Origin of the sequence: Agromyces indicus, from assembly GCF_031432295.1 — a bacterium.
GTDB classification, from domain to species: domain Bacteria; phylum Actinomycetota; class Actinomycetes; order Actinomycetales; family Microbacteriaceae; genus Agromyces; species Agromyces indicus.
The window spans coordinates 133841-158123 of the sequence record NZ_JAVKGS010000002.1 but is presented as its reverse complement, the minus strand read 5'-3'; the positions used below and the strand labels follow the sequence as shown (position 1 = coordinate 158123).

Annotated in this window: 22 protein-coding genes; 13 read left to right on the top strand and 9 right to left on the bottom strand. The window is 72.6% G+C overall.

The annotated features are described in order from the left end of the window. Window positions 1-18 precede the first annotated feature (18 nt). Window positions 19-1512, top strand: coding sequence for a DEAD/DEAH box helicase (locus tag RH861_RS06985; RefSeq protein WP_310520401.1), 1494 nt, complete (start codon window positions 19-21; stop codon window positions 1510-1512). Window positions 1513-1521: 9 nt separating this feature from the next. Here the strand turns inward: RH861_RS06985 and RH861_RS06980 are convergent, their stop codons facing one another. Then, window positions 1522-2412 carry a PHP domain-containing protein gene (locus tag RH861_RS06980; protein ID WP_310520400.1) on the bottom strand — a complete coding sequence of 297 codons (891 nt, stop codon included), beginning with the start codon at window positions 2410-2412 and terminating at the stop codon, window positions 1522-1524. Window positions 2413-2508: 96 nt separating this feature from the next. Between RH861_RS06980 and RH861_RS06975 the strand changes: the two genes are divergently transcribed. Beyond that, window positions 2509-3531 carry an endonuclease/exonuclease/phosphatase family protein gene (locus tag RH861_RS06975; RefSeq protein WP_310520399.1) on the top strand — a complete coding sequence of 341 codons (1023 nt, stop codon included), beginning with the start codon at window positions 2509-2511 and terminating at the stop codon, window positions 3529-3531. 30 nt (window positions 3532-3561) lie between these two features. After that, window positions 3562-5142 carry an aminopeptidase P family protein gene (locus RH861_RS06970; RefSeq protein ID WP_310520398.1) on the top strand — a complete coding sequence of 527 codons (1581 nt, stop codon included), beginning with the start codon at window positions 3562-3564 and terminating at the stop codon, window positions 5140-5142. 41 nt (window positions 5143-5183) lie between these two features. Here RH861_RS06970 and RH861_RS06965 read toward each other — a convergent pair whose 3' ends face one another. After that, window positions 5184-5891, bottom strand: a complete 708-nt coding sequence (locus RH861_RS06965) for a YflT domain-containing protein (RefSeq protein ID WP_310520397.1) — start codon at window positions 5889-5891, stop codon at window positions 5184-5186. A gap of 66 nt (window positions 5892-5957) precedes the next feature. Here RH861_RS06965 and RH861_RS06960 point away from each other — a divergent pair, with 66 nt between their 5' ends. The 5 genes from RH861_RS06960 to RH861_RS06940 are packed head-to-tail and all read left to right on the top strand — an operon-like array spanning window position 5958 to window position 11464. Then, a complete protein-coding gene (locus RH861_RS06960) occupies window positions 5958-7292 on the top strand; it encodes a magnesium transporter MgtE N-terminal domain-containing protein (RefSeq protein ID WP_067949383.1) in 1335 nt (444 codons plus the stop codon). Continuing rightward, window positions 7279-7800, top strand: coding sequence for a DUF1003 domain-containing protein (locus RH861_RS06955; RefSeq protein WP_310520396.1), 522 nt, complete (start codon window positions 7279-7281; stop codon window positions 7798-7800). The genes RH861_RS06960 and RH861_RS06955 overlap by 14 nt, the downstream gene beginning before the upstream one ends. After that, window positions 7790-8998, top strand: coding sequence for an Mrp/NBP35 family ATP-binding protein (locus RH861_RS06950; RefSeq protein ID WP_310520395.1), 1209 nt, complete (start codon window positions 7790-7792; stop codon window positions 8996-8998). The genes RH861_RS06955 and RH861_RS06950 overlap by 11 nt, the downstream gene beginning before the upstream one ends. A gap of 5 nt (window positions 8999-9003) precedes the next feature. Then, the gene (locus RH861_RS06945; protein WP_310520394.1) at window positions 9004-9900 is read left to right on the top strand and encodes a hypothetical protein; all 897 of its coding nucleotides are present in this window, start codon (window positions 9004-9006) and stop codon (window positions 9898-9900) included. Between the two features lie 4 nt (window positions 9901-9904). Then, on the top strand, window positions 9905-11464 hold the full coding sequence (locus RH861_RS06940; protein ID WP_310520393.1) for a succinic semialdehyde dehydrogenase: 1560 nt from the start codon (window positions 9905-9907) through the stop codon (window positions 11462-11464). Window positions 11465-11494: 30 nt separating this feature from the next. On the opposite strand, the gene RH861_RS06935 is transcribed toward RH861_RS06940, so the two are convergent. Then, window positions 11495-11884 (bottom strand): twin-arginine translocase TatA/TatE family subunit, encoded by a 390-nt coding sequence (locus tag RH861_RS06935; protein WP_067949392.1) that lies wholly within the window; start codon window positions 11882-11884, stop codon window positions 11495-11497. A gap of 90 nt (window positions 11885-11974) precedes the next feature. Between RH861_RS06935 and RH861_RS06930 the strand changes: the two genes are divergently transcribed. Continuing rightward, window positions 11975-12607: an O-methyltransferase gene (locus RH861_RS06930; RefSeq protein ID WP_310520392.1), complete on the top strand. Its 633-nt coding sequence runs from the start codon at window positions 11975-11977 to the stop codon at window positions 12605-12607. 2 nt (window positions 12608-12609) lie between these two features. Here the strand turns inward: RH861_RS06930 and RH861_RS06925 are convergent, their stop codons facing one another. From RH861_RS06925 to dapE, 3 genes are all read right to left on the bottom strand, one after another. Beyond that, a complete protein-coding gene (locus RH861_RS06925) occupies window positions 12610-12783 on the bottom strand; it encodes a DUF3117 domain-containing protein (protein ID WP_019179788.1) in 174 nt (57 codons plus the stop codon). 124 nt (window positions 12784-12907) lie between these two features. Then, a complete protein-coding gene (locus tag RH861_RS06920; RefSeq protein ID WP_310520391.1) occupies window positions 12908-14140 on the bottom strand; it encodes a putative hexosyltransferase in 1233 nt (410 codons plus the stop codon). 7 nt (window positions 14141-14147) lie between these two features. Next, complete coding sequence (dapE, locus tag RH861_RS06915) at window positions 14148-15251, bottom strand: succinyl-diaminopimelate desuccinylase (protein WP_310520390.1); 1104 nt, start codon at window positions 15249-15251, stop codon at window positions 14148-14150. A 101-nt stretch (window positions 15252-15352) separates the two neighbouring features. Here dapE and dapD point away from each other — a divergent pair, with 101 nt between their 5' ends. Both dapD and RH861_RS06905 read left to right on the top strand, forming a co-directional pair. Next, window positions 15353-16315, top strand: coding sequence for a 2,3,4,5-tetrahydropyridine-2,6-dicarboxylate N-succinyltransferase (gene dapD / locus RH861_RS06910; RefSeq protein WP_310520389.1), 963 nt, complete (start codon window positions 15353-15355; stop codon window positions 16313-16315). A gap of 122 nt (window positions 16316-16437) precedes the next feature. After that, window positions 16438-18996 (top strand): penicillin acylase family protein, encoded by a 2559-nt coding sequence (locus RH861_RS06905; protein WP_310520388.1) that lies wholly within the window; start codon window positions 16438-16440, stop codon window positions 18994-18996. A 9-nt stretch (window positions 18997-19005) separates the two neighbouring features. Here RH861_RS06905 and RH861_RS06900 read toward each other — a convergent pair whose 3' ends face one another. After that, the gene (locus RH861_RS06900; protein WP_248598531.1) at window positions 19006-19437 is read right to left on the bottom strand and encodes an Lrp/AsnC family transcriptional regulator; all 432 of its coding nucleotides are present in this window, start codon (window positions 19435-19437) and stop codon (window positions 19006-19008) included. Window positions 19438-19561: 124 nt separating this feature from the next. Here RH861_RS06900 and ocd point away from each other — a divergent pair, with 124 nt between their 5' ends. Continuing rightward, complete coding sequence (ocd, locus tag RH861_RS06895; protein ID WP_282573326.1) at window positions 19562-20590, top strand: ornithine cyclodeaminase; 1029 nt, start codon at window positions 19562-19564, stop codon at window positions 20588-20590. Between the two features lie 4 nt (window positions 20591-20594). Further along, window positions 20595-21581 (top strand): citrulline utilization hydrolase CtlX, encoded by a 987-nt coding sequence (gene ctlX / locus RH861_RS06890; RefSeq protein WP_310520387.1) that lies wholly within the window; start codon window positions 20595-20597, stop codon window positions 21579-21581. An 82-nt stretch (window positions 21582-21663) separates the two neighbouring features. Here the strand turns inward: ctlX and RH861_RS06885 are convergent, their stop codons facing one another. Next, window positions 21664-22977: a citrate synthase gene (locus RH861_RS06885; RefSeq protein WP_374760961.1), complete on the bottom strand. Its 1314-nt coding sequence runs from the start codon at window positions 22975-22977 to the stop codon at window positions 21664-21666. Window positions 22978-23167: 190 nt separating this feature from the next. Continuing rightward, complete coding sequence (gene dapC / locus RH861_RS06880) at window positions 23168-24283, bottom strand: succinyldiaminopimelate transaminase (protein ID WP_310520386.1); 1116 nt, start codon at window positions 24281-24283, stop codon at window positions 23168-23170.

Here is a 24283-nt window from a genome sequence, read left to right as displayed (position 1 = left end):
CACCGACAGGCAGACATCTTGACCACGTTCACCGAACTCGGCATCGCGCCCGACATCGTCGAGGCCCTCGCCGGGAAGGGCATCGTCGATGCCTTCCCCATCCAGGAGCAGACGATCCCGCTGGCGCTCTCCGGCCAGGACATCATCGGCCAGGCGAAGACCGGCACCGGCAAGACCTTCGGCTTCGGCCTCCCCCTCATCCAGCGCCTCGGCGACGACCCCGAGGGCGGTGTCAAGGCGCTCATCGTGGTGCCCACGCGCGAGCTGTGCGTGCAGGTCACCGAAGACCTCGAGCTCGCGGCATCCAACCGCCCCACCAAGATCGCGTCGATCTACGGCGGCAAGGCGTACGAGGGCCAGATCGAGCAGCTGAAGGCCGGCGCCCAGATCGTCGTCGGCACGCCCGGCCGCCTCCTCGACCTGGCCAGCCAGCGGCTGCTGTCGCTGAAGAACGTCAGCGAGATGGTGCTCGACGAGGCCGACAAGATGCTCGACCTCGGCTTCCTCGCCGACATCGAGAAGCTGTTCTCGCAGACCCCCGCCACGCGCCACACCATGCTGTTCTCGGCGACCATGCCGGGCCCGATCGTCGCCCTCGCGCGCCGCTTCATGCTGCGCCCGATCCACATCCGGGCGACCGATCCCGACGAGGGCCTCACGCAGGCGAACATCAAGCACCTCGTCTACCGGGCCCACTCGCTCGACAAGGACGAGGTGATCGCCCGCATCCTGCAGGCCGAGGGCCGCGGCAAGACCGTCATCTTCACGCGTACGAAGCGCGCGGCGGCGAAGCTCGTCGAGGAACTCAACGACCGGGGCTTCAACGCCGCAGCCGTGCACGGCGACCTCAACCAGGACCAGCGCGAGCGCGCGATGGCCGCGTTCAAGGCCGGCAAGAAGGACGTCCTGATCGCGACGGATGTCGCCGCCCGCGGCATCGACGTCGACGACGTGACGCACGTGATCAACCACACCATCCCCGACGACGAGAAGGCCTACCTGCACCGGGTCGGCCGCACGGGCCGCGCGGGCAAGACCGGTATCGCCGTCACGTTCGTCGACTGGGACGACCTGCACAAGTGGGCGCTCATCAACCGCGCACTCGAGTTCGGCCAGCCCGAGCCGACCGAAACCTATTCGTCGAGCCCCCACCTCTACACCGACCTCGACATCCCCGAGGGCACGAAGGGCCGCCTCAAGCCCGCGCCCACCGCCCCGCCGACCCGGTCGAGCACCGCCGGTCGCCGCGAGGGCGAGGCGGCGACGGATGACGCGTCCCGCCCGTCGCGGTCGCGGTCGCGTCGTCGCACCCGCGGCGGCCGTCCCGACGGCGAGCGTCCGGCGGCGACCGCTGCCGACGAGCTCGCCGCCGCCGAGGTCAGGGAACCGGGCGCCGGCACCCACGACGGCAAGGGACACGAGCACCACGACGGCAAGGCCGCTCCGCGCCGCCGCCGTCGTCGCGGCGGTCGCTCGGGCGGCGGCACCGCCGCGCCCGCAGCGCAGGCCTGAGGCGACCGGTCAGCGTGCCGCGCGTTCCCCCGCGCGCGGCACGACCGGCGACGACCCGGTTCCCTCCGCGACGATCCGCGCGACGACCTCGGGGTCGGTCGTGCACTCCCCCAGTCGGTTGGGCTTGCCGAGTCCGTGGTAGTCGCTCGACCCCGTGACGGCGAGCCCGTACCGGTCGGCGAGTCGGCGCAGGCGCGGCTTGGCGGCATCCGTGTTCTCGGGGTGGTCGATCTCGAGGCCGAAGAGTCCCGCGTCCACGAGCTGGCGGATGCGCGACTCCGGCAGCACCTCCTCGGCGCCGCGCGTGCCCGGATGCGCGAGGACGGGCACGCCGCCCGCGGCGCGGATGAGGCGGATGCCGGTGAGCGGGTCGGGCGCGTAGTGCGGCTGGGCGTACCCCGATCGCCAGTGCAGGATGCCGGCGAAGGCATCCGACCTCGTCGCGGCGTGGCCGCGGGCCACGAGCGCGTCGGCGATGTGCGGCCGGCCGATCGTGGCGCCCGAGCTCGTCTGCGCGAGCACGTCGTCCCAGGTCAGGTCGTAGTCCACCGCGATGCGCTCCACGATCCGCTCCGCGCGCGTCAGGCGCGACTCGCGGATGCGGGCGGTCTCGGCGAGGAGGCCCCCGTGCGCGGGATCGACGAGGTAGCCGAGCACGTGGACGCTCGCGAACTGCACGCGGGTCGACAGCTCGATGCCCGGGATCATCGTGACGCCGTGCTCCTCGGCAGCGATGCGCGCCGCAGCCCAGCCCGCCGTCGAGTCGTGGTCGGTGATCGCGAACGCCTCGAGCCCCGACCGCGCGGCGGCCGCCACCAGCTCCGCCGGTGAGTCGGTGCCGTCCGAGACCGTGGAGTGCGTGTGCAGATCCGCCCGGACGGCGACGGGGATGTCGGCCATCCCCCCATCGTACGGGCGCGTTCACCGCGGACTCCCAGCGGACATGCGGTCGGCTCGTGCCCCGCGCACGGGGGCGCTGGCCTACGCTGGAACGCGATGCTCCCCCGCACCCTCGGCTGGGCGTTCCTGCTCGGCACCGCCGCCGTCGCCGTCGCGCTGCTGTGGCCGCAGGCGTTCGGACTCCAGAACCAGTGGATCGCGGCGCACGTCGTCGCCCTGCGCGGCGCCGCCGCGGTGTGCGCGGCCGTCGCCTCGGCGTTGTTCGTGGCGCTCGCGCTCGGCCGTTCGGCACGGTGGTTCGGGGCGGCGATGGGCGCGATCCTGATGCTGTTCGCCATCGGCAACGTCGGCGTGCTCGCCGCGCGCGGCCTGGGGCTCGGCGGGACGCCCGCGGTCGCCGCATCCGGTTCGGTCACCGTGCTGTCGTGGAACACCCTCGGCGAGGTGCCGGACGCGGCCACCATCGCGGATCTCGCCCTCGCGGAGGGCGCCGACGTGGTGGTGCTCCCCGAGACGACCGCGCAGCTGGGCGAGGATGTCGCGGTCGCCATGCGCGAGGGCGGCAGTCCGATGTGGGTGCACACCCAGGCGTTCGACGAGATCGCGAAGGCGCGCTCCACGACGATCCTCATCACGCCCGACCTCGGCGACTACGAGGTCGTCAACGCGCAGTTCCCCGGCCCGCCGGGCAACACGAACACGCTGCCGAGCGTCGTGGCCGACCCGGTCTCGGGCAGCGGGCCGCGCATCGTCGCGGTGCACGCCGTCGCCCCCATCCGCTGGGAACTGCGCAACTGGCGCAGCGACCTCGACTGGCTGGCCGAGCAGTGCGCGGGCGACGACGTGATCATGGCCGGCGACTTCAACGCGACGCTCGACCACTTCGCCGGGCGCGGCGTCGACGGCGGCGACCTCGGGCGGTGCGCGGATGCCGCGGCCGCGGGCGGTGCCGGCGGAGTCGGCACCTGGCCCACGGGGTTCCCGGCCCTGCTCGGCAGCCCGATCGACCACGTGATGGCGACACCGTCGTGGTCGGTCGAGTCGTTCCGCGTGATCGAGGCACTCGACGACGCGGGAAGCGACCACCGGCCGGTCGTGGCCACCCTGGTCCGCAGCTGAGCGTCGTCGCCCGGTGCGAGAATGGACCGCATGACGAACACCGGCGACGCCACCGCGACGGCCCACGAGGCCCGCTCCCTCGACGAGACCACGGCCGAGGAGTCCGGCCGCAACGCCAACCGGTCCACGACGCCGGAATCCGAGGGGTTCAAGACCTTCATCCGCGGCGGCTGGGCCGATCGCGACGAGACGCTGCCGGCGCCGCGCGAGCAAGCGGCCTTCGCCGCATCGCGTCGCGAGCGGGTGTCGGCGGCGTTCCCCGGCCAGCGGCTGGTCATCCCCGCCGGCGACATGAAGCAGCGGGCGAACGACACCGACTACCCCTTCCGTGCGCACTCGGCGTTCGCCCACCTCACCGGGTGGGGCTCCGACTCCGAGCCCGGCGCGGTGCTCGTGATGGAGCCCGCGGGCGACGCCGGCCACACGGCGACCGTCTACTTCCGCGAGGGGGCGGGCCGCGACTCCGAGGAGTTCTACGCGAACCCGGCGATCGGCGAGTTCTGGATCGGCGCGCGCCCGTCGCTCGCCCACGTCGCCGCCGACCTGCAGCTCCAGGCGCGCGGCATCGCCGACCTCGACCACGTGGTCGACGCCGTCGACACGGCCACCCTCGTGCTGCGCGAGGCCGACCCGGCCGTCACGGAGCGGGTCGACCACGCCCGCCTGCGCTACGCCGCCGAGGCCGCGCTCTCGACGAACGCGGCCGACACCCCGTTCAGCCTCGAGGTGAACGCCGAGCACGAGCCCGACGCCGAGCTCGCTCGGGTCCTGTCCGAGCTGCGCCTTGTGAAGGACGACTACGAGGTCGCCGAGCTGCGCGCCGCCGTCGATGCGACCGAGCGGGGCTTCGCCGAGGTGCTCGCAGAGCTGCCGCGCATCACGAGCGAGGTCCGCGGCGAGCGCGTGATCGAGGGGGTCTTCGCGACGCGCGCCCGCCTCGACGGCAACGACGTCGGCTACGCCTCGATCGCCGCGGCCGGCCCGCACGCCACCATCCTGCACTGGACCCGCAACGACGGTCCGGTCGTCCCCGGCGACCTCGTCCTGCTCGACGCGGGCGTCGAGCGCGACAGCTACTACACCGCCGACATCACGCGCACGTTCCCGGTGAACGGGACCTTCTCGCCCGTGCAGCGGCAGGTGTACGAGGCCGTGCTCGAGGCGGCGGATGCCGCGTTCCGCATCGTGCGCCCCGGTGCGATCTTCCGCGAGATCCACGCCGCGGCGATGGAGGTCATCGCGAAGCGCACCGCCGAGTGGGGCTTCCTGCCCGTCTCGGCTGAGGAGTCACTGCGCCCGGAGAACCAGTTCCACCGGCGCTACATGGTGCACGGCACCAGCCACCACCTCGGCCTGGACGTGCACGACTGCGCCCAGGCGCGGCGCTCGATGTACCTGGACGGAGTGCTCGAGGCGGGGATGGTGTTCACCATCGAGCCGGGCCTCTACTTCCAGCCCGACGACCTCACCGTTCCGGAGGAGTTCCGCGGCATCGGCGTCCGCATCGAGGATGACATCCTCGTCACCGCCGACGGCGCCGAGAACCTCTCGGCCGGCATTCCGCGCACGGCCGACGAGGTCGAGGCCTGGGTGCGGGGCGCGCGCGGTTGAGGCCGCCGGCCGGCGCTGCGACGGAGGTCGCGGCGCCGGCGTCAGGCGCCGCCGGTGTCGCGCTCCTCGCGCGCCGCGCGTCGGCGCGCATCCTGCGCCTCGCCGTAGGTGAGCGGTCGCGCCTCGTCGACCGGGGCTGCGGGCTCGTCGCCCGTCGGCGGACCGGCCGGGGCCGTCGGGTCGGCGGCCGGAGCGGGCGGCGGCGCGGCGGGCGGCTGCGCGGGCGGCACGGGCGCGGCGGGCGGCGCCGGCGCCGTGGCATCCGTCACCCCCAGCACGGTGCGGGCCCGGGCCACGTGACCGGGGTCGCCGATGATGGCGTAGCGCGTCGCGAGCACCTGCATGACCGAGGTGAAGTCGCGGCGGCGGCGGTTCAGGGAGTACGACACGACGCTGAAGATCATGCCGAAGCCCGCGCCGATGAGGATGGCGGCGCCGAGCACGCCGAGTGACGTGCCGGTCGGCGAGAAGATGAACAGCAGGAGCCCGAGGAACGTGCCGAACCAGGCTCCGGAGAGGGCACCGGCGCCGGCCGCGCGGCCCCACGTGAGCTTGCCCGTGATGCGCTCGACCGTGGTGAGGTCGTGGCCGACGATCGAGAGTTCCTTCACGGGGAACTCGGCCTTGGCGAGCTTGTCGACCGCGGCCTGCGCCTCCTGGTAGGTCTCGTAGCTCGCGATCGTCTCGCCCTTGGGCAGCGTCGGGTAGGCGCGGCCGAGTCGGCCGCCGAACGGGCTCTGCGTGCTCACCCGGCCATTCTCCCATGCGGCCGCCTCGGCGGGCCGGAAGGGAGGCCCCCGGGGTAAGTTGGGGGTGTGAGCGCCACGAGAGTCTTCGTCGCCCGACTCGCCGGGTGCCCCGTCTTCGACCCCGCGGGCGACCGGGTGGGCAAGGTGCGCGACGTCCTCGTCGTGTACCGCAAGTCCGACCCGCCGCGCGTCGTCGGCCTGATCGTCGAGATCCCCGGAAAGCGCCGCGTCTTCGTCTCGATCGGGCGCGTCACCTCGATCGGCGGCGGGCAGATCATCACCACCGGGCTCATCAACCTGCGCCGCTTCGAGCAGCGCGGCGGCGAGGTGCGCGTGATCGCCGAGATGCTCGGCCGCAAGGTGGCGTTCAACGACGGCTCCGGCACGGCCACCATCGAGGATGTCGCGATCGAGGAACGCGACCAGGGCGAGTGGGAGGTCGACCAGCTGTTCGTCCGCCGCCCGAAGACGAGCGCGTCACCGTTCGCCAAGGGGCCGTCGGCCTACGTGACGTGGCGCGAGGTCCGCGAGCTGACCGCCGCGGGCGAGGCGCAGTCGGCCGAGCAGCTCATCGCGACGTACTCCGAGCTGAAGCCCGCCGACCTCGCGAGCACGCTGCTCGACCTGCCGCCTCGCCGCCGGCAGGAGGTCGCGGCCGAACTGCCCGACGACCGGCTCGCCGACGTGCTGGAGGAGATGCCCGAGGCCGACCAGGTCGACATCCTCGCCAAGCTCGGCGACGACCGCGCCGCCGACGTGCTCGACCACATGTCCCCCGACGACGCCGCCGACCTCATCGCGCAGCTCCCCGAGGAGCGCGGAGAGCACCTCCTCGAGCTCATGGAGCCCGAGGAGGCCGAGGACGTCCGGTTCCTCCTGTCGTACGGGCCCGACACCGCGGGCGGGCTCATGACCACCGAGCCGATCATCGTGTCGGCGGATGCCACGGTCGCCGAGGGCCTCGCACTGATCCGCCGGCACGACCTGCCGCCGGCCCTCGGCGCGGCGGTCTGCGTGACCCTCCCGCCGTACGAGCCGCCGACCGGCCGGTTCCTCGGCATCGTGCACTTCCAGCGGATGCTGCGCTACCCGCCGCACGAGCGGCTGGGCTCGCTCATCGACCAGGGCCTCGAGCCCGTGACCGCCGACACGTCGGCGGCCGAGGTCAGTCGCATCCTCGCCAGCTACGACCTCGTGTCGGTGCCCGTCGTCGACGAGAAGCACCGCCTCGTGGGCGTCGTCACCATCGACGACGTGCTCGACTACCTGCTGCCCGATGACTGGCGAAGTCATCCCGACTCCGAGTCGGAGGTGACCAGACGCGCGACCGCCCGCGCCCAGCTCGCCACCGGCAGTATCCCGATCGCACCCGGAAGGAGGGCAGGAGATGGCACGCGCTGACGGCGACGACCGACGGTTCGACACCCCGAAGGGCCTCGGCCGCTCGGGCTCTCCCCTGCGACTGTCCGGGGACCGCGACCGGTTCGGCCGGTTCACCGAGGTCGTCGCGCGGGGCATGGGCACGCCGTGGTTCCTGCTGGGTCTCACGGTGTTCGTCGCCGCGTGGATGCTCTGGAACACGCTCGCCCCGGCGAACCTCCAGTTCGACCGGGCCGACTACGGCTTCATCGCGCTGACCCTGATGCTCTCGCTGCAGGCGTCGTATGCGGCGCCGCTCATCCTGCTCGCGCAGAACCGCCAGGACGACCGCGACCGCGTGCAGATCGAGCAGGACCGCCAGCGCGCGGAACGGAACCTGGCCGACACCGAGTACCTCGCGCGCGAGGTGGTGGCGCTCCGCATCGCCGTGCGCGACCTCGCGTCGAAGGACTTCATCCGGCAGGAGCTGCGGCAGGTGCTCGACGAGCTGGACCGCCGCGACGACGAGGACACCGCGAATGGGTCCTGACCGGTCGGGGGCGACGGACTCGGACGCCTCGCGGTCGCCTGCGGAGGTCGAAGCCGCCGTCCGCGCCGCCCTCGCGGGGGTCATCGATCCCGAGATCCGGAAGCCCATCACCGAGCTCGACATGGTCGAGGCGGTGGCCGCGACCGCGAACGGGGTCGACGTCGACATCCGCCTGACCATCGTGGGCTGCCCCGCGTCGGACCGCATCGAGCGCGACGTGCGCCTCGCGGCCGAGCAGGTCGTGGGGCCGGGCAACGCGGTGGTGCGCCTCGGCGTCATGACGCCGGAGCAGCGGCAGGCCCTGACCGAGCGGCTTCGCGGCGGGCGGGGGGCCCGCGGCAACCCGTTCGGGCCGGGCACGCTCACGCGCGTGATCGCGGTGACGAGCGGCAAGGGCGGGGTCGGCAAGTCCACCCTGACCGCGAACCTCGCCGTCGCCCTCGCCGCGCGCGGCCTCTCGGTGGGGCTCGTCGACGCCGACGTGCACGGCTTCTCGATCCCCGGTCTCCTCGGGCTCGTCGACGAGCACGGCAACGCGCCCCGGCCGACGCGGGTCGACGACATGATCCTCCCGCCGGTGGCGCACGGGGTGAAGGTGATCTCGATCGGCATGTTCGTCGAGCCCACCAGCCCGGGCGGGCGCGGTTCGTCGGTCGCCGTCGCGTGGCGCGGGCCGATGCTGCACCGCACGCTGCAGCAGTTCCTCACCGACGTGTACTTCGGCGACCTCGACGTGCTCCTGCTCGACCTGCCCCCGGGCACCGGCGACGTCGCGATCTCGCTCGGCCAGCTCCTGCCGAACGCCGAGGTCGTCGTGGTCACGACGCCCCAGCCCGCGGCGGCGGATGTCGCCGAGCGCTCGGGCCTCGTGGCACGCCAGACCGGCCAGCACGTGGTCGGCGTGGTCGAGAACATGGCCGGCTTCGCCCAGCCCGACGGCTCCGTGCTCGACCTCTTCGGCGAGGGCGGCGGCTCCGAGGTGGCGCGCCGGCTCTCGGAGGGCGTCGACGAGGCGGTGCCGCTGCTGGCCTCGGTACCGCTCAGCGTGGGGCTCCGTCGCGGCGGCGACGACGGGGTGCCCGTGGTCCTCGCGGAACCCGACGACCCGGCCGCGCGCGCGATCGAACAGGTCGCCGAGGCGCTCGCCCGGCGTCCGCGCTCGCTGGCCGGCCGGCCGCTCGACATCCGGGTGCGGTGAGGCGGATGCCGCGGGCACGACCGGCCGGCGCGAATGCGCTCGCGGTCGTCGTGGCGGCGCTGGTGCTCGCCGGATGCGCCACCGGTGCGAGCGCGCCGGGCGACGCCGGTCCCGAGGCGGTCGGCGGGACGATCCGGGGCCTGTCGGTGGAGGTCCGCCAAGGTCGGTTCGACGTGCCCGACCGCGTGCTCGTGGTGTCGTTCGCGAACGACGGCGAGGAGCGCCTCGTGATCGACCGGGCCGAGGTGGTCTCCCCCGCACTCGAGCCGGGGATGACGCGCTCGCGACCGATCGAGCTCGATCCGGGCGACCGGCTCGACGCCCGGTTCCCGCTCACCGCGAGCGTGTGCGACGCCGCCCCCGACACGACGGTCGACGTGCTCGTCCGACGCGGACCGGACGTCGGCGCCGACGACGGGCGGCGCGCCGCGGTGGTGCCGAGCGACCCCTACGACACCATGGCCCGCATCAACGACCGCGACTGCCTCGCCGACTCCGTGGCGGCCGCGGCCTCGATCGTGCTGCCGGACCGCCTGCGCACGACCGGCGAGGGCACGGACGCGCGAGCGGTCATCGACGTCGGCGTCGAGCCCGCGGCATCCGGCGACCTGGCGCTCGAGATCACGCAGGTGCTCGGCACGACGCTGATCGGCTCGGAGGCGGGCGGGGCGTGGCCGGTCGGCCTCGACGTCGCGGCCGGCGACCCGGCGACCACCGTCGAGCTCCCCGTGCGACCCGCCCGCTGCGACGCGCACGCCATCGCCGACGACAAGCGGGGCACCATCCTGCCCTTCGAGGTGCGCACGTCCGACGGCCGGTCGGGCGTGCTCGAGCTGCCCTCCGGCGACGCGCTGAAGGCCGACCTGTACGCCTACTACGCCGAGCGCTGCGGCCTAGACTGACCGCGTGTCCATCGCCCCTGCCCGTACACCCGTCCGCTCCTCGGTCGATGCCCTGACCGCCGACCTCGTCGCCTCCACCGGACGGACCGTACCGATCCCGTCCCCGGCGACGGGCGAGCCCATCTCGGACCTCCCGCGGTCGAGCGCGGACGACGTGCGCGGCGCCGTCTCGCGGGCCAGGCTCGCGCAGCTGGCGTGGGCGCGACTCGGCTTCGCCGAGCGGCGGCGGGTCCTGCTCCGGGCGCACGACCTCCTCCTCGACCGCCGCGAGGAGCTGCTCGACCTCACCCAGCTCGAGAGCGGCAAGACCCGAGGGCAGGCCTTCGAGGAGGTCTTCCAGGCGGCATCCGTCACGCGTTGGAACGCCCTGATGGCGCGCCGGGTGCTCGGCGGGGGCCGGCGTCGGTCGGGCATCCCGCTCGTGCTCTCGACCCGGGTGCGCTACCGCCCCAAGGGCGTGGTCGGCGTGATCACGCCGTGGAACTACGGCGTGAGCCTCGCCGCGATGGACGTCGTGCCCGCCCTCGCCGCAGGCTGCGCCGTCGTGCAGAAGGCCGACGACCAGGGCGCGCTGTCGGTGCTCGCCCTGCGTCGCGCCTTCATCGACGCGGGCCTGCCCGAGGCGGTCTGGGCGGTCGTCGCGGGCGATCCCGGCGAGGCCGGCGAGGCGCTCACCGACGAGGTCGACTACATCTGCTTCACCGGCTCGACGGCGACCGGGCGGCGCATCGCCGAGAAGGCCGGGCGGCGACTCGTCGGCGCCTCGCTCGAGCTCGGCGGCAAGAACGCCCTCATCGTCCTCGACGACGTCGACGTCGAGCAGGCCGCAGCGGATGCCGCGCACGCGTGCTTCTCGTCGATGGGACAGCTGTGCGTCTCGATCGAGCGCATCTACGTGCACCGTCGCGTCGCCGAGCCGTTCACCGCGGCACTCGTCGCGCGCCTGTCCGATCCCCGGATCGGATCGGGTCTCGACCACGACGCCGACTACGGCAGCCTCGCGACCGAGGCGCAACTGCAGCGCGTGCGTTCCCACCTCGAGGACGCCGTGGCCAAGGGCGCGCGGGTCGTGGTCGGCGGACGCGCGCGACCCGACATCGGGCCGTGGGCATTCGAGCCGACGATCCTCGCCGACGTGGCCCCCGACATGCGCGCCGCGAACGAGGAGACGTTCGGCGCGATCGCGAGCATCGCCGTGGTCGACGACGAGACCGAGGCCGTGCTCCTCGCGAACGAGTCGGAGTACGGCCTGAACGCCTCGGTGCTCACGGGCTCCACGCGCCACGGGCTCCGCCTCGCCCACGAGATCGACGCCGGCAGCGTCAACGTCAACGAGGGCTACCGCGGCAGCTTCGGGTCGGTCGACGCGCCCATGGGCGGGCTGAAGGAGTCCGGGATCGGACGTCGGAACGGCGTGGAGGGGCTCCGGCGGTTCGTCGACCCGGTGACCATCTCGATCAATCGGCGGCTGATCCCCCTGCCGCACACCGGTCGCGAGTACGCCCGGCTCGTCGGCCCGCTCGTGCTGCTCGCGCGCGTGCTCCGGGCGATCCGGCGCGCCTGACGGCGACGAGGTCGGCCGGACGGGCCTCGCTCAGGTGGCCTCGGAGTCGAACGGGGCGCCCTCGCCCACCGCGAGCGTCTCCCGCTTGCGCTTGCGCTGCAGGTAGGCGGAGTTCTCGTTGACGGCCGCGCGGGCGACGACGGGCTTCTGCGGTTCGGCGAACGGGTCGACCTCGGTGAGTGCCTCGCGGATGATGCGACGCGGGTCGTACTGCCGCGGATCGAGCTTCTGCCAGTCGACGTCGTCGAACTCCGGACCCATCTCCTGGCGCATGCGGTCCTTCGCCCCGTTCGCGAGGTCGCGGAGCGAACGGACCATGCGGCCGAGCTGCGCGGCGTAGTGCGGCAGGCGTTCGGGGCCGAGCAGGAAGACGGCGATCACCCCGATGATGAGGAGTTTGTCGAAGGTGAGGCCGCCCATGTCGTCAAGGATAGTGGGCGGCGAGGCGTGCAGGGCCACCCCCGGACGGCCCCTAGGCTTGGGGGTCGAGAGAACCCCGGGAGCCGCCACGTGTCCGAACACGACTTGAACTGGAAGTACGTCGACGAGTCGGTCGTCGAATCCGAGTCGATCGCGAAGGCCCGTCAGCAGTCCCTCGAGCTCGGCGTCGAGCCGGTGTCGCCGGCCGTCGGAGCGCAGCTCGCGGTGATCGCCGCGGCGGCCGGCGCTCGCGCGATCATCGAGATCGGCACGGGCGTGGGCGTGTCCGGGCTCTGCATGCTGCAGGCGGCCCGCGGCGCGCACCTCACGTCGATCGACACCGAGACGGAGTACCAGCAGCACGCGCGCGAGCACTTCACCGAGGCGGGCGTCGCGCCGGCGCGGGTGCGCCTCATCGCGGGCCGCGCGAGCGAGGTGCTGCCCCGCATGAACGAGCGCTCGTACGACATCGTGTTCGTCGACGCCGACGCGCCGTCGGTCATCGAGTACGTCGAGCACGGGCTCCGCCTGGCGAAGCCAGGGGGCAGCGTGCTCGTGGCCCGAGCGCTGTGGAAGGGGCGGGTGGCCGACCCGGCGCGGCGGGACGACGCGGCGACGGCGTTCCGCGGACTCATCTCGGAGCTCGCGGCCTCATCCGCCGTCGTCACCGCCATCTCGCCGGCCGGGGACGGCCTGCTGCAGATCGTGAAGCTGGGCGCCTGAGGTCAGGCCGCGTTCACGACGCCGCCGAGGACGTCGTAGAGCTCCTTGGCCTCAGCGTCGTTCACCGAGACGACGAGACGACCGCCACCCTCGAGGGGCACGCGCACGATGATGAGGCGCCCCTCCTTCACAGCCTCCATCGGTCCGTCTCCAGTGCGTGGCTTCATAGCCGCCATTGAGCTACCCCTTTCGTGGCTGAACCTCCATTATCCCGCACCGTGCTGTCCGCCGGGAAATCCTCTCCGGTTGTGTCCGGCCGGTTGCGGGTCCGTTCACGCGGCGTCCGCGCCTCGTTCACGATCACGGTGGCGTCCAGTCCCTGCCGTCGATGCCCCACGCGATGAGCAGCCAACCCACCTGCAGGGCGAGGAAGAGCAGGACGAGGCCGCCCCGCCACCACGGCGAGCGCGGCACGGCGAGGGCGCCGGCCATGGGGAACAGCGGCGCGAGGATCCGGAACGTGCTGGACTGCGGGAAGAACACGGCGAAGACGTACAGGGCGTAGCTCACGAGCCAGAGCCGGATGTCCACGCCGAGTCGCTGCACCCACGGCGAGGCGATGGCGAGCCCGAAGGCGATGACGAGGGCGATCGGCACGACCGTGCCCATCGGCTGGCCGAGCCACCATTCGCCGGACTGGAACCACGGCGTGAGGGGAACGAGCTCGACGTACCCGATGTAGGCCGAACGCCACGCGAGCTCGGTGTCGGTGTACGCCGTGAGCGAGCCCGTCGCGGCCCAGGCGATGCCGGGCCAGGCGAGGCCGACCACGCCGGCGAAGGCGGCGACGGATGCCACCACGATCCGCTCGCGGACCGGGAACGGGTCGCGTCGCCGCGTGGCCCACCGCACGATCCAGTGCAGTCCGAGCGTGAGCGCGAACGCCAGCGCCCCCGGCCGCGTGAACGCCCACACGGCGAGGACGGGCACGAGCCAGCCGTAGCGCCGGTCGACGAGCAGGAGCAGCGCGATGGCGAGCCAGAGGAACCCGAGCGACTCGGCGTAGCCGAACTGCATGATCGGCGCGACCGGTGCGACGCAGAACAGCACGACCGCGAACATCGCCTGGTCCGGTTCGAGGAACCGCGACATGAGCCGGTGGAACACGAGCGCGGCGCCGAGGCCCGCCGAGAGCGCCACGAGCACGGCGGCCACGTCCCACGGCACGCCAACGGCGGTGAACAGCCGGACGACGCCCGGGAAGACGGGGAGGAACGCCCACGCGTTCTCGGCGACGTGGCCGTCGTCCGTGCTGGGCAGCTCCGTGGGGTAGCCGACCGCGGCGATCACCTGGTACCAGCGCGAGTCCCAGATGTTCGCGTACTCGAAGTAGCCCGGCTGTGCACCGGTCCACGGGTTGGCGCCCTGCTCCCGTGCGAGCAGCATCACGAACACGGTCGTGAGGAGCCGGGATGCGGCGTACACCACGATGACGCGACCCCACCACGGCAGGAGCCGCCAGCGCACGCGCGGCGCCCAGCGGCCGTACCGGACGGCGTCCGGTCGCCGGGGCTCGACCTCGATCCCGCTCACCGCTCCCCTAGGCGGCGGATCCGGTGAGCCAGTCGCGCAGCGCCCGCTCGCAGGCGACGATCTCGTCGCAGTCGACGCGTTCGTCGTCGGCATGGGCCAGCAACGGGTCGCCCGGGCCGAAGTTGACCGCCGGGATGCCGAGCGCACTGAAGCGCGCCACGTCGGTCCAGCCGTACTTGGGGCGCGCCTCGCCGCCGACGGCGCGCACGAACTGCCGGGCGAGCGGGTCGTCGAGCCCGGGCCGGGCGCCTTCGGCGGAGTCGGTCACCGTCACCTCGTACTCGGGGAAGAGCTCGCGCACGTGGGCCGTGGCATCCGCCACCGATCGACTCGGCGCGAACCGGTAGTTGAGCGTCAGCACGGCCTCGTCGGGGATGACGTTGCCGGCGACGCCGCCGTGCACGAGTACCGCGTTCAGGCCCTCGCGGTAGTCGAGCCCGTCGACGCGCACGGTCTCGGCCTCGTACGCCGCGAGCCGCTCGAGCGCGGGCGCGAGCCTGTGGATGGCGTTCTCGCCGACCCAGCTGCGGGCCGAGTGCGCGCGGCGGCCGGTCGCGCGCAGCTCCGCGCGCAGGGTGCCGTTGCAGCCGCCCTCGACCTCGGCGCGCGTCGGCTCGCCGAGGATCGCGAAGTCCGCGTGGAACAGCTCGGGGTGCACGCGCAGCACGCGTCCGAGCCCGTTCAGGTCCGCCGAGACCTCCTCGTGGTCGTACCACATCCAGGTCACGTCGACCGCGGGCTCGGCGAGCTCGTACGCGAGCTTCAGCTGCACCGCGACGCCGGCCTTCATGTCGACCGTGCCGCGCCCCCACAGGATGCCGCGCCCGTCGACCTCCTCGTACTGCGTCGGCAGGTTCTCGTTGATCGGCACGGTGTCGAGGTGGCCCGCGATGACCACGCGCCGGTCGCGGCCGAGGTTCGTGCGGGCCACGATCGTGTCGCCGTCGCGGACCACCTCGAGGTGCGCCGCATCCGAAAGCGCCTCGACGATCAGGTCGGCGAGCGGCCCCTCGTCGCCCGACACGCTCGGGACGTCGCAGATGGCCCGCGTGATGGCGACGACGTCGGCGGAGAGGTCGAGCGCGGCCGTGGGACGGACGGGAGCAGCCATGCGGTCGAGTCTACGGCGGCGGCCGGGGGCGAGCGGATGCCGGCGACGGGCGCCGTCGTCACGCGCCGACCCGGCGGCATCCGGCTCGATACCCTTGAGGCATGCCCGCAGACACGCCGAACACGACCGCGCCCACCGCCGCCTGGGGCGATGGGCTCGCCACCATCGCCGCCGACGGCACGGTGCTCGACACGTGGTACCCCGCCCCGCAGCTCGGCGACCTGCCGTCGCCGGAGCCCGCCGCGTGGGAGCCGCCCGCGGGCACGGTCGGCGACGACGAGCGGCGGGGCGTGCGGGTCGAACCCGTCCGCATCGCGATCCGCCTCGCCGAACCGCCGGCCGACACCTCGGACGCCTACCTCCGCCTGCACCTGCTGTCGCACCTGCTGGTCCGACCGAACTCGATCAACCTCGACGGCATCTTCGGGCACCTGCCGAACGTCGCCTGGACCAACGCCGGCCCCGTCCACCCTGACGACCTCGACCGCCTGCGGCCGGTGCTGCAGCGCGCGGGCATCCACGTCACGGGCCTCGACAAGTTCCCGCGCCTGCTCGACTACGTGATCCCCGAACGCGTCCGCATCGCCGACGCCTCGCGCGTGCGGCTCGGCGCCCACCTGGCTCCCGGCACGACCGTCATGCACGAGGGGTTCGTGAACTTCAACGCGGGCACGCTCGGCACGTCGATGGTCGAGGGCCGCATCTCGCACGGCGTGGTCGTCGGCGACGGCAGTGACATCGGCGGCGGCGCCTCGATCATGGGCACGCTGTCCGGCGGCGGCACCGAGCGCGTCACCATCGGCGAGCGCGCCCTGCTCGGGGCCAACTCCGGCATCGGGATCTCGATCGGCGACGACTCCGTCGTCGAGGCGGGCCTGTACGTCACGGCCGGCACCAAGGTCGCCGTGCGCGGCGCCGCCGGCGAGCGGGACCGCGTCGTCAAGGCCGTCGAGCTCTCGGGACGGCCCAACCTGCTGTTCCGGCGCAACTCGCTCGACGGGCGCGTGGAGGTCATCTCGCGTTCGGGCGAGGGCGTCGTGCTGAACACGGAGCTGCACGCCTGAGCACGCGCCGCCGCGCGGCATCCGTCGGCCCACCCGGCCGGGTACAGTGATCACCCGAGGCCGCCCCACGGGCGGCCACCCGCATGCGCATGGCGGCGCGGCGGCGAGCACGAGGGAGTGACGTGGGGACGGACGCGCCGAGGACGGCTCGACACCGGTGGGGCCGGTTCCTGGTGGGGCTGCTCGTCACCGTGCTGGTCCTCGCGGTGGTCGCCGCGGGCATCGGCTGGTGGACCGTGCAGCGCTCCTTCCCCGCCGCCTCGGGGCGGGTCGTCGTGCCGGGGCTCACAGCCCCGGCGACCGTGTACCGCGACGACGCGGGCGTGCCGCACATCGTCGCCGAGACCGACGCCGACCTCTTCTTCGCGCAGGGATTCGTGCACGCGCAGGACCGCTTCTGGGAGATGGACCTGCGCCGCCACGCCACCGCGGGCCGGCTGGCCGAGCTGTTCGGCGAGTCGCAGGTCGCGAGCGACGCGTTCGTGCGCACCCTCGACTGGCGCGGCGTCGCCGAACGCGAGTACACCGAGCTCGACGCCGACACGCGTGCCGCATTCGACGCGTACGCCGAGGGCGTCAACGCCTACCTCGACCGCCGCTCGGGCGTCGAGCTGTCGCTCGAGTACGGCCTGCTCGCGTTGCAGCGGCCCGGCTACGAGCCCGAGCCCTGGACCGCGGTCGACTCCATCGCGTGGCTCAAGGCGATGGCCTGGGACCTCCGTTCGAACCTCGGCGACGAGATCGACCGCGCGCTGCTCTCGGCCGAGCTGCCGCCCGAGGAGGTGGCGCGGCTGCACCCCGGGTTCCCGTTCGATGCGAAGCCGACGATCGTCGACGGGCCCGTGGCCGCGGCGCCCGCCGCCACGGCCGTCGAACCGATCGTCCCGGATGCCGCCGGGCACCTGGACGCGCTCGCCTCGCTCGCGACCACCATCGACGCGCTGCCGGAGCTGCTCGGCCCCGAGGGCGGCGACCTGGGCTCGAACTCCTGGGTCGTGTCGGGCGCGCTGACCGAATCGGGACTGCCCCTGCTCGCGAACGACCCCCACCTCGGGCCGGCGATGCCCTCGATCTGGACGCAGACGGCGCTCCGGTGCGCCGAACGCAACGCCGCCTGCCACTACGACGTCTCGGGCTTCGGGTTCGCCGGACTCCCGGGGATCGTCATCGGGCACAACGACCGCATCGCGTGGGGCCTGACGAACATGGCGCCGGATGTCGCCGACCTGTACCTCGAGCGCGTGCAGGGCGACTCGTACGAACTCGACGGCGCGCTCGTGCCGCTCACCGTCCGCGAGGAGGTCATCGAGGTCGCGGGCGGCGATCCGGTGTCCGTGACCGTGCGCGCGACCGAGCGCGGCCCGATCGTCACCGACATCTCCAGCGACTTCGGCCGGGTGGCCGAGGACTACGCCGCCGTGGCCACCCCCGGCGAGCCGCCGGCAGCCGAGGGGACCGAGGCGGAGGTCTCGCTGCAGTGGACGGCCCTCACCGCCGGCACCACCTCGCGCGCGATCCTCGCACTCAACCGCGCCCGCGACTGGGACGAGTTCCGCGATGCCGCGGCGCTCTTCGACGTGCCGGCCCAGAACCTCCTCTACGCCGACGTCGAGGGCAACATCGGCTACCAGGCACCCGGGCGGATCCCGGTCCGCTCCGCGGGCGACGGCACCCTGCCCCTCCCCGGCTGGACGAGCGCGAACGGCTGGTCCGCCTACCTCCCGTTCGACGCGCTGCCGACCGCGCTCAACCCTGGTCGGGGGTACTTCGTCGCGGCGAACAACGCGATCGCGGCCGACGGCGCCGAGCTCACGCAGGACTGGGACCTCGGGTACCGCGCGGAATCCATCGACCGTCGACTCGGCGAGCTCATCGCCGCGGGGCAGCCCATCACCGCCGAGCACATGGCGGAGATCCAGCTCGACACGCGCGACGCGAACGCCGAGGCCTTCCTACCGGTCATCGCGGAACTCGAGCTCGACGGCGACGCCGCGCGAGGGGCGCGACTGCTCGAGGGGTGGGACGGCGCCGCCGACGCGGACAGCGCCGAGGCGGCGTACTTCGCCGTCGTCTGGCGGGAACTGCTCGACCGGATGTTCGGGGACCTGCCGGAGGGCACCCGGCCGCAGGGCGGCGACCGCTGGTTCTCGGTCGTGCAGACGCTGCTGGGCGAACCCGAGAACCCGTGGTGGACCGACGAGGGGGCCGGTGCGACCGGACGCGACGCCGTGCTCGCCGCCGCACTCGCGGGCGCCTGGGCCGAGGCATCCGATCTCATGGGCGACGACGCCGCGGAATGGCGGTGGGGACGCCTGCACACGCTCACCCTCGAGCACTCGTCGTTCGGGTCGTCGGGCATCGACGCCCTCGAGCGGACGTTCAACCGCGGACCGTACGAGCTCGGCGGGGGCTCGGCCATCGTCAACGCCAACGGATGGGACGCGAGCGTCGGCTACGAGGTCGACTGGGCGCCCTCGATGCGCATGGTCGTCGACCTCGACGACTTCGACGATTCGACCTGGGTGAACCTCACGGGCGTCTCGGGCCACGCGTTCCACCGGAACTACGACGACCAGGCCGAGCTCTGGCGCGAGGAGCGCATGCTGCCGTGGGCGTTCAGCGTCCGCGCCGTCCGCGAGGCGACGCGCGACGTGCTCCAGCTCCGGCCGCCCGGCGACTGACCCGCTCGGTCAGCGCAGCACGGAGCTGAGCAGCAGGCTCGTCTCGCTGTTCACGACGCCGACGATCGAGCGGATGCGCCCGAGCACGCGGTCGAACTCGCCGAGGGTCTCCGTGCGCAGCTCGGCGACGAGGTCCCAGCCGCCGTTCGTCGTGTGCAGCGCGATGATCTCGGGAAACCCCCGCAGGCGGCGGATGACCTCGTCGGTGCTCCGCCCCTCGACCTCGATGAACGAGATCGCGTGGATCGCGAGCGGGTCCGCCTCGTCGCGCACGCGCACCGAGAATCCGATGATGGTGCCGGATGCCACGAGCCGGTCGATCCGGCCGGTGACCGTCGCGCGAGCCACGCCGAGCCGGCGCGCGAGCTCGGCCACGGGCGCCCGTCCGTCCTCGCGCAACAGCGCGAGCAGCCGGCGGTCCAGCTCGTCCAAGTGGTCCATGGACACATCGTATCTTCGTGGTGTGCAATTCGATCGTGTCGGCGGCGATCCGTGGGCAGAACGGTCGTTGCCGTTGCATATCGACGGGTCCTAGCCTGATCGCAGGCAACTGGAAAGGAACGTGATGACGAGCTTCGTCGACGTACGCAACATGGTCGGCTGGGTCGCCAGCACCGGACCCGAGCGCATCATCGCCGGGATCATGGAGTACCTCGAGCAGGACTTCGCGCGGTGGGAGAGCTTCGACAAGACCCCGCGCGTGGCCAGCCACACGCCCTTCGGCGTGATCGAGCTGATGCCCACGAGCGACCACGAGTCGTACGCGTTCAAGTACGTCAACGGCCACCCCTCGAACCCGGCCCGCGGCTACCAGACGGTGACCGCGTTCGGCGTGCTCGCCGACGTCCACAACGGCTACCCCACGTTCCTCGCCGAGATGACCGTGCTCACCGCGCTGCGCACCGCCGCGACGTCCGCCTTCGCGGCGAAGCTGCTCGCCCGGCCCGACTCGCGCGTCATGGCGATGATCGGCACCGGCAGCCAGGCCGAGTTCCAGGCACTCGCATTCCGCAGCGCCCTCGGCATCACCTCGCTCCGCGTGTTCGACGTCGATCCCGACGCGATCGCGAAGTTCGTCCGCAACATGCTCCCGCTCGGGTTCGAGATCGAGGTCGCCGGGAGTGCCGCCGAGGCGCTCGACGGCGCGGACATCGTCACGACGTGCACCGCCGACAAGGCACGCGCCACGGTCGTGTCCGACGAGTGGGTGCGCCCCGGCATGCACCTGAACGCGATCGGCGGCGACTGCCCCGGCAAGACCGAGCTCGACCCGGCGATCCTCGATCGCGCGAGCGTCTTCGTCGAGTACACGCCGCAGACGCGGATCGAGGGCGAGATCCAGGCGAAGGCGCCGGACTTCCCGGTGACCGAGCTCTGGGAGACGCTCACCGGTCGCGCCGCCGGCCGCACCGGCGCCGACCAGATCACCCTGTTCGACTCGGTCGGCTTCGCCATCGAGGACTTCTCCGCCCTGCGGTACGTGCGCGACCAGGTCGCGGGCACGAACTTCGAGCAGCGGATCGACCTCGTCGCCGACCCCGAGGACCCGAAGGACCTCTTCGGCATCGTCGGCGCGTTCTCTCCCGTGAGCTGAGCGGATGTCCGTCCAGTCCCCCGCTGCGGTCGTGATGGTCCGGCCGCACCACTTCGCCCCGAATCCGCAGACGGTCGCCGACAACGGCTTCCAGCCGAGCACCGACGGCCTCGACGAGCACGCCTTCGCGGCATCCGCCTACGAGGAGGTCACGCGCGCCGCAGCGGCGATCGAGGCGGCCGGCGTCACCGTGCACCTGTTCGAGGACGAGACCCGGCACCGCCCCGACAGCGTCTTCCCGAACAACTGGATTTCGACCCACTCGGGCGGCCACATCGCCCTGTACCCGATGTTCACGCCCAACCGCCGGACCGAGCGCCGGTCCGACATCGTCGAGCTGCTGAAGACCACCTACCGCGTGCAGGACGTCATCGACTACTCGGGACTCGAGTACGACGACGTCTTCCTCGAGGGGACGGGGGCGATGGTGCTCGACCACGAGTCGCGCATCGCCTACGCGGCGCGCTCGAACCGTGCCGACCCGATCGCCCTCGAGCGCTTCTGCACCAACTTCGGCTACGAGCCGATGGTGTTCGACGCGGTCGACGGACGCGGCATTGCCGTGTACCACACCAACGTGATCATGAGCATCGCGACCGAGTACGCCCTGCTCGCGACGGACATGATCGTCTCCCCGGTGCGCCGACAGGAGATCATCGACCGGCTCTCGGCGCGCGGCCGCCGCGACGTCATCGCGCTCACCAACGAGCAGATCGACGAGTTCAGTGGGAACGCGCTCGAGCTCTGGGGCTCGCAGGGCCGCGTCCTCGCGCTGTCGCGGCGCGCGTACGATGCGCTCACCGCCGACCAGCGTGAGCGCATCGAGCGCTCCGCGCGTCTGCTGCCCCTCGACGTGCCGACGATCGAACTGGCCGGCGGCTCGGTGCGGTGCATGCTCGCGGGCATCCACCTCGACCCGCGCCCCGGGCTCGTGGAACGGCATGCGACGCCGGCCGACGCCGCCTCCGCCGACGAGGTCGCCGCGCTCTGACCGGGTGACACGGGCCCCGTGGCAGCGACCGACGACGACGGCCCCGCCTCCCTCGGGAGGCGGGGCCGTCACTCGTCCGGCGTCAGCGGTGCGGGTACGGGCGCTCGAGCAAACCCGTGTACAGCTGCTGCGGGCGGCCGATCTTGGTCTGCGGGTCGAGGTTCATCTCGCGCCAGTGCGCGATCCAGCCGGGAAGGCGGCCGATCGCGAACAGCACCGTGAACATGCGCGTCGGGAAGCCCATCGCCTTGTAGATGACGCCGGTGTAGAAGTCGACGTTCGGGTACAGGCGACGCTGCTTGAAGTAGTCGTCCTCCAGGGCGAACTGCTCGAGCTCCTTGGCGATGTCGAGCAGCGGGTCGTTCACGCCGAGGCCCTCGAGCACGGCATCCGCGCTCTGCTTGACGATCTTCGCGCGCGGGTCGTAGTTCTTGTAGACCCGGTGGCCGAAGCCCATGAGCTTGACGCCGTCCTCCTTGTTCTTCACGCGCTCGACGAACTTGCCGACGCCCTCGCCGGAGTCGCGGATGCGCGCGAGCATCTGGAGGACCGCCTCGTTCGCGCCGCCGTGCAGCGGACCGGACAGCGCCTGGATGCCGGCCGAGATCGACGCGTACAGGTTGGCCCCGGTCGATCCGACGAGCCGGACGGTCGAGGTGGACGCGTTCTGCTCGTGGTCCTCGTGGAGGATGAGCAGCCGGTCGAGCGCCTTGGCGAGCGTGGGGTCGATCGAGTACGGCTCGGCCATGTTGCCGAAGTTCAGCCGCAGGAAGTTCTCGACGAAGTTCAGCGAGTTGTCGGGGTAGAGGAACGCCTGGCCGATGCTCTTCTTGTGGGCGTAGGCGGCGATGACCGGGAGCTTCGCGAGCAGGCGGATCGTCGTGAGCTCGACGTGGTCGAGGTCGTGCGGGTCGGACGAGTCCTCGTAGTACGTCGAGAGCGCCGCGACGGCGCTCGAGAGCACGGCCATGGGGTGCGCGGTGTGCGGCAGGGCCGAGAAGAAGCGCTTGAGGTCCTCGTGGAGGAGCGTGTGCCGGCGGATCTTCTCGTCGAACTCGCCGAGCTGGTCGGCCGTGGGCAGCTCGCCGTAGATGAGCAGCCAGGCCACCTCGAGGTACGTGGAGTGCTCGGCGAGCTGCTCGATCGGGAAGCCGCGGTACCGGAGGATGCCCTGCTCGCCGTCGATGTAGGTGATCGACGAGCGCGTGGACGCGGTGTTCACGAAGCCGTAGTCGAGCGCGGTGAGGCCGGTCTGCCGCGTGAGCGTCGAGAGGTCGATGCTCGAGTTGCCCTGGGCTGCGGCGTGGATTGGGAACTCGGCGGTGCCGCCGGGGAAGGCCAGCGTGGCGGTGTCGGGACGGTCGGCCCCGGGCGCGGTGTTCACGACGTCGCTCACGGCATCTCCTGTGATCGTCACTTGCGGGGTCACCTGCTTTCCGGCCCCGTGCCGGTCGGCGTCGGCGGCCCGCACTACAGCCTAGACGGGCCGAGCGGGCATTGTCGCATCCACCAAGAGATCGCACCTTCGGTTGACGGATGCCACAGATCAGCCCGCCGGATGCCCCCGCGACCTCGCCCGGACCGGGTCAGCGGACCGCGGTGGCGCGAAGGCGCGCCGCCGCGGAGGCGACCCGTTCGTCGGGCGCGGTGAGCGACAACCGGACGTGCTCGGGGAAGTGCGTGCCGTAGAAGTGCCCCGGACCGGCGAGGATCCCCAGGTCGGCGAGTCGACCGATCGAGTCCCAGGCGTCGCGGCCCTCGGTCGCCCACAGGTAGAGCCCCGCCTCGCTGTGGTCGATGCGGAACCCTGCGTCCTCGAGGGCGCCCCTCAGCTGCTCGCGGCGGCCGCGGTAGCGCTCCTTCTGCTCGGCGACGTGCGCCTCGTCGCCGAGCGCGACCGTCATCGCCGCCTGCAGGGGCGCCGGAACCATGAGGCCGGCGTGCTTGCGCGCCGTCGTGAGCCGGGCGATCGAGTCGTGGCATCCCGCCACGAACGCGGCGCGGTAGCCGGCCATGTTCGACTGCTTCGACAGCGAGTAGATGGCGAGCACCCTCGAGGTGTCGCCGCCGGTCACGCGCGGGTCGAGGATGCTCGGCACGGCACCCTCGCGCCACGGACCCTCCCACCCGAGTTCGGCGTAGCACTCGTCGCCCACGATGACCGCGCCGAGCTCTCGCGCGCGACCGACCGCCGCCCGGAGCTCCTCGACGTCGAGGACCCGGCCGTCCGGGTTGCCTGGCGAGTTGAGCCACACGAGCCGGGTCTCCTCGGGCCACTCGGCGGGGTCGTCGGAGGCGATCGATCGGGCCCCGGCGAACACGGCGCCCATCTCGTACGTCGGGTACGCCGCACGGGGATGCACGACGACGTCGCCCTGCCCCACCCCGAGCATGAACGGCAGCAGGGCCACCAGCTCCTTCGACCCGATGGTGGGCAGCACGTCGTCGGCGGCGAGACCGGTCACGCCGCGGCGGCGCTCGTACCACGCGACGATGGCGCGACGCAGCGCCGCGGTGCCCACCGTGGTCGGATACGCGTGCGCGTCGGTCGCCGCCGCGAGGGCCTCTCGCACGACGGGCGGCGTGGGGTCGACCGGCGAGCCGATGGACAGGTCGACGAGCCCGTCACGATGCGCGGCGGCGCGCTGGCGATACGGGACCATGAGGTCCCAGGGGTACTCGGGCAGGGCGCCGAGCGCCAT

What these genes read in the sequence shown, in the direction of transcription:
- RH861_RS06980 (WP_310520400.1), bottom strand. Translation starts at nt 2,412, where the DNA reads ATGGCCGACATCCCCGTCGCCGTCCGGGCGGATCTGCACACGCACTCC.
- RH861_RS06975 (WP_310520399.1), top strand. Translation starts at nt 2,509, where the DNA reads ATGCTCCCCCGCACCCTCGGCTGGGCGTTCCTGCTCGGCACCGCCGCC.
- RH861_RS06970 (WP_310520398.1), top strand. Translation starts at nt 3,562, where the DNA reads ATGACGAACACCGGCGACGCCACCGCGACGGCCCACGAGGCCCGCTCC.
- RH861_RS06955 (WP_310520396.1), top strand. Translation starts at nt 7,279, where the DNA reads ATGGCACGCGCTGACGGCGACGACCGACGGTTCGACACCCCGAAGGGC.
- RH861_RS06950 (WP_310520395.1), top strand. Translation starts at nt 7,790, where the DNA reads ATGGGTCCTGACCGGTCGGGGGCGACGGACTCGGACGCCTCGCGGTCG.
- RH861_RS06945 (WP_310520394.1), top strand. Translation starts at nt 9,004, where the DNA reads ATGCCGCGGGCACGACCGGCCGGCGCGAATGCGCTCGCGGTCGTCGTG.
- RH861_RS06935 (WP_067949392.1), bottom strand. Translation starts at nt 11,884, where the DNA reads ATGGGCGGCCTCACCTTCGACAAACTCCTCATCATCGGGGTGATCGCC.
- RH861_RS06925 (WP_019179788.1), bottom strand. Translation starts at nt 12,783, where the DNA reads ATGGCGGCTATGAAGCCACGCACTGGAGACGGACCGATGGAGGCTGTG.
- dapE (WP_310520390.1), bottom strand. Translation starts at nt 15,251, where the DNA reads ATGGCTGCTCCCGTCCGTCCCACGGCCGCGCTCGACCTCTCCGCCGAC.
- dapD (WP_310520389.1), top strand. Translation starts at nt 15,353, where the DNA reads ATGCCCGCAGACACGCCGAACACGACCGCGCCCACCGCCGCCTGGGGC.
- RH861_RS06900 (WP_248598531.1), bottom strand. Translation starts at nt 19,437, where the DNA reads ATGGACCACTTGGACGAGCTGGACCGCCGGCTGCTCGCGCTGTTGCGC.
- ocd (WP_282573326.1), top strand. Translation starts at nt 19,562, where the DNA reads ATGACGAGCTTCGTCGACGTACGCAACATGGTCGGCTGGGTCGCCAGC.
- ctlX (WP_310520387.1), top strand. Translation starts at nt 20,595, where the DNA reads ATGTCCGTCCAGTCCCCCGCTGCGGTCGTGATGGTCCGGCCGCACCAC.
- dapC (WP_310520386.1), bottom strand. Translation starts at nt 24,283, where the DNA reads ATGGCGCTCGGCGCCCTGCCCGAGTACCCCTGGGACCTCATGGTCCCG.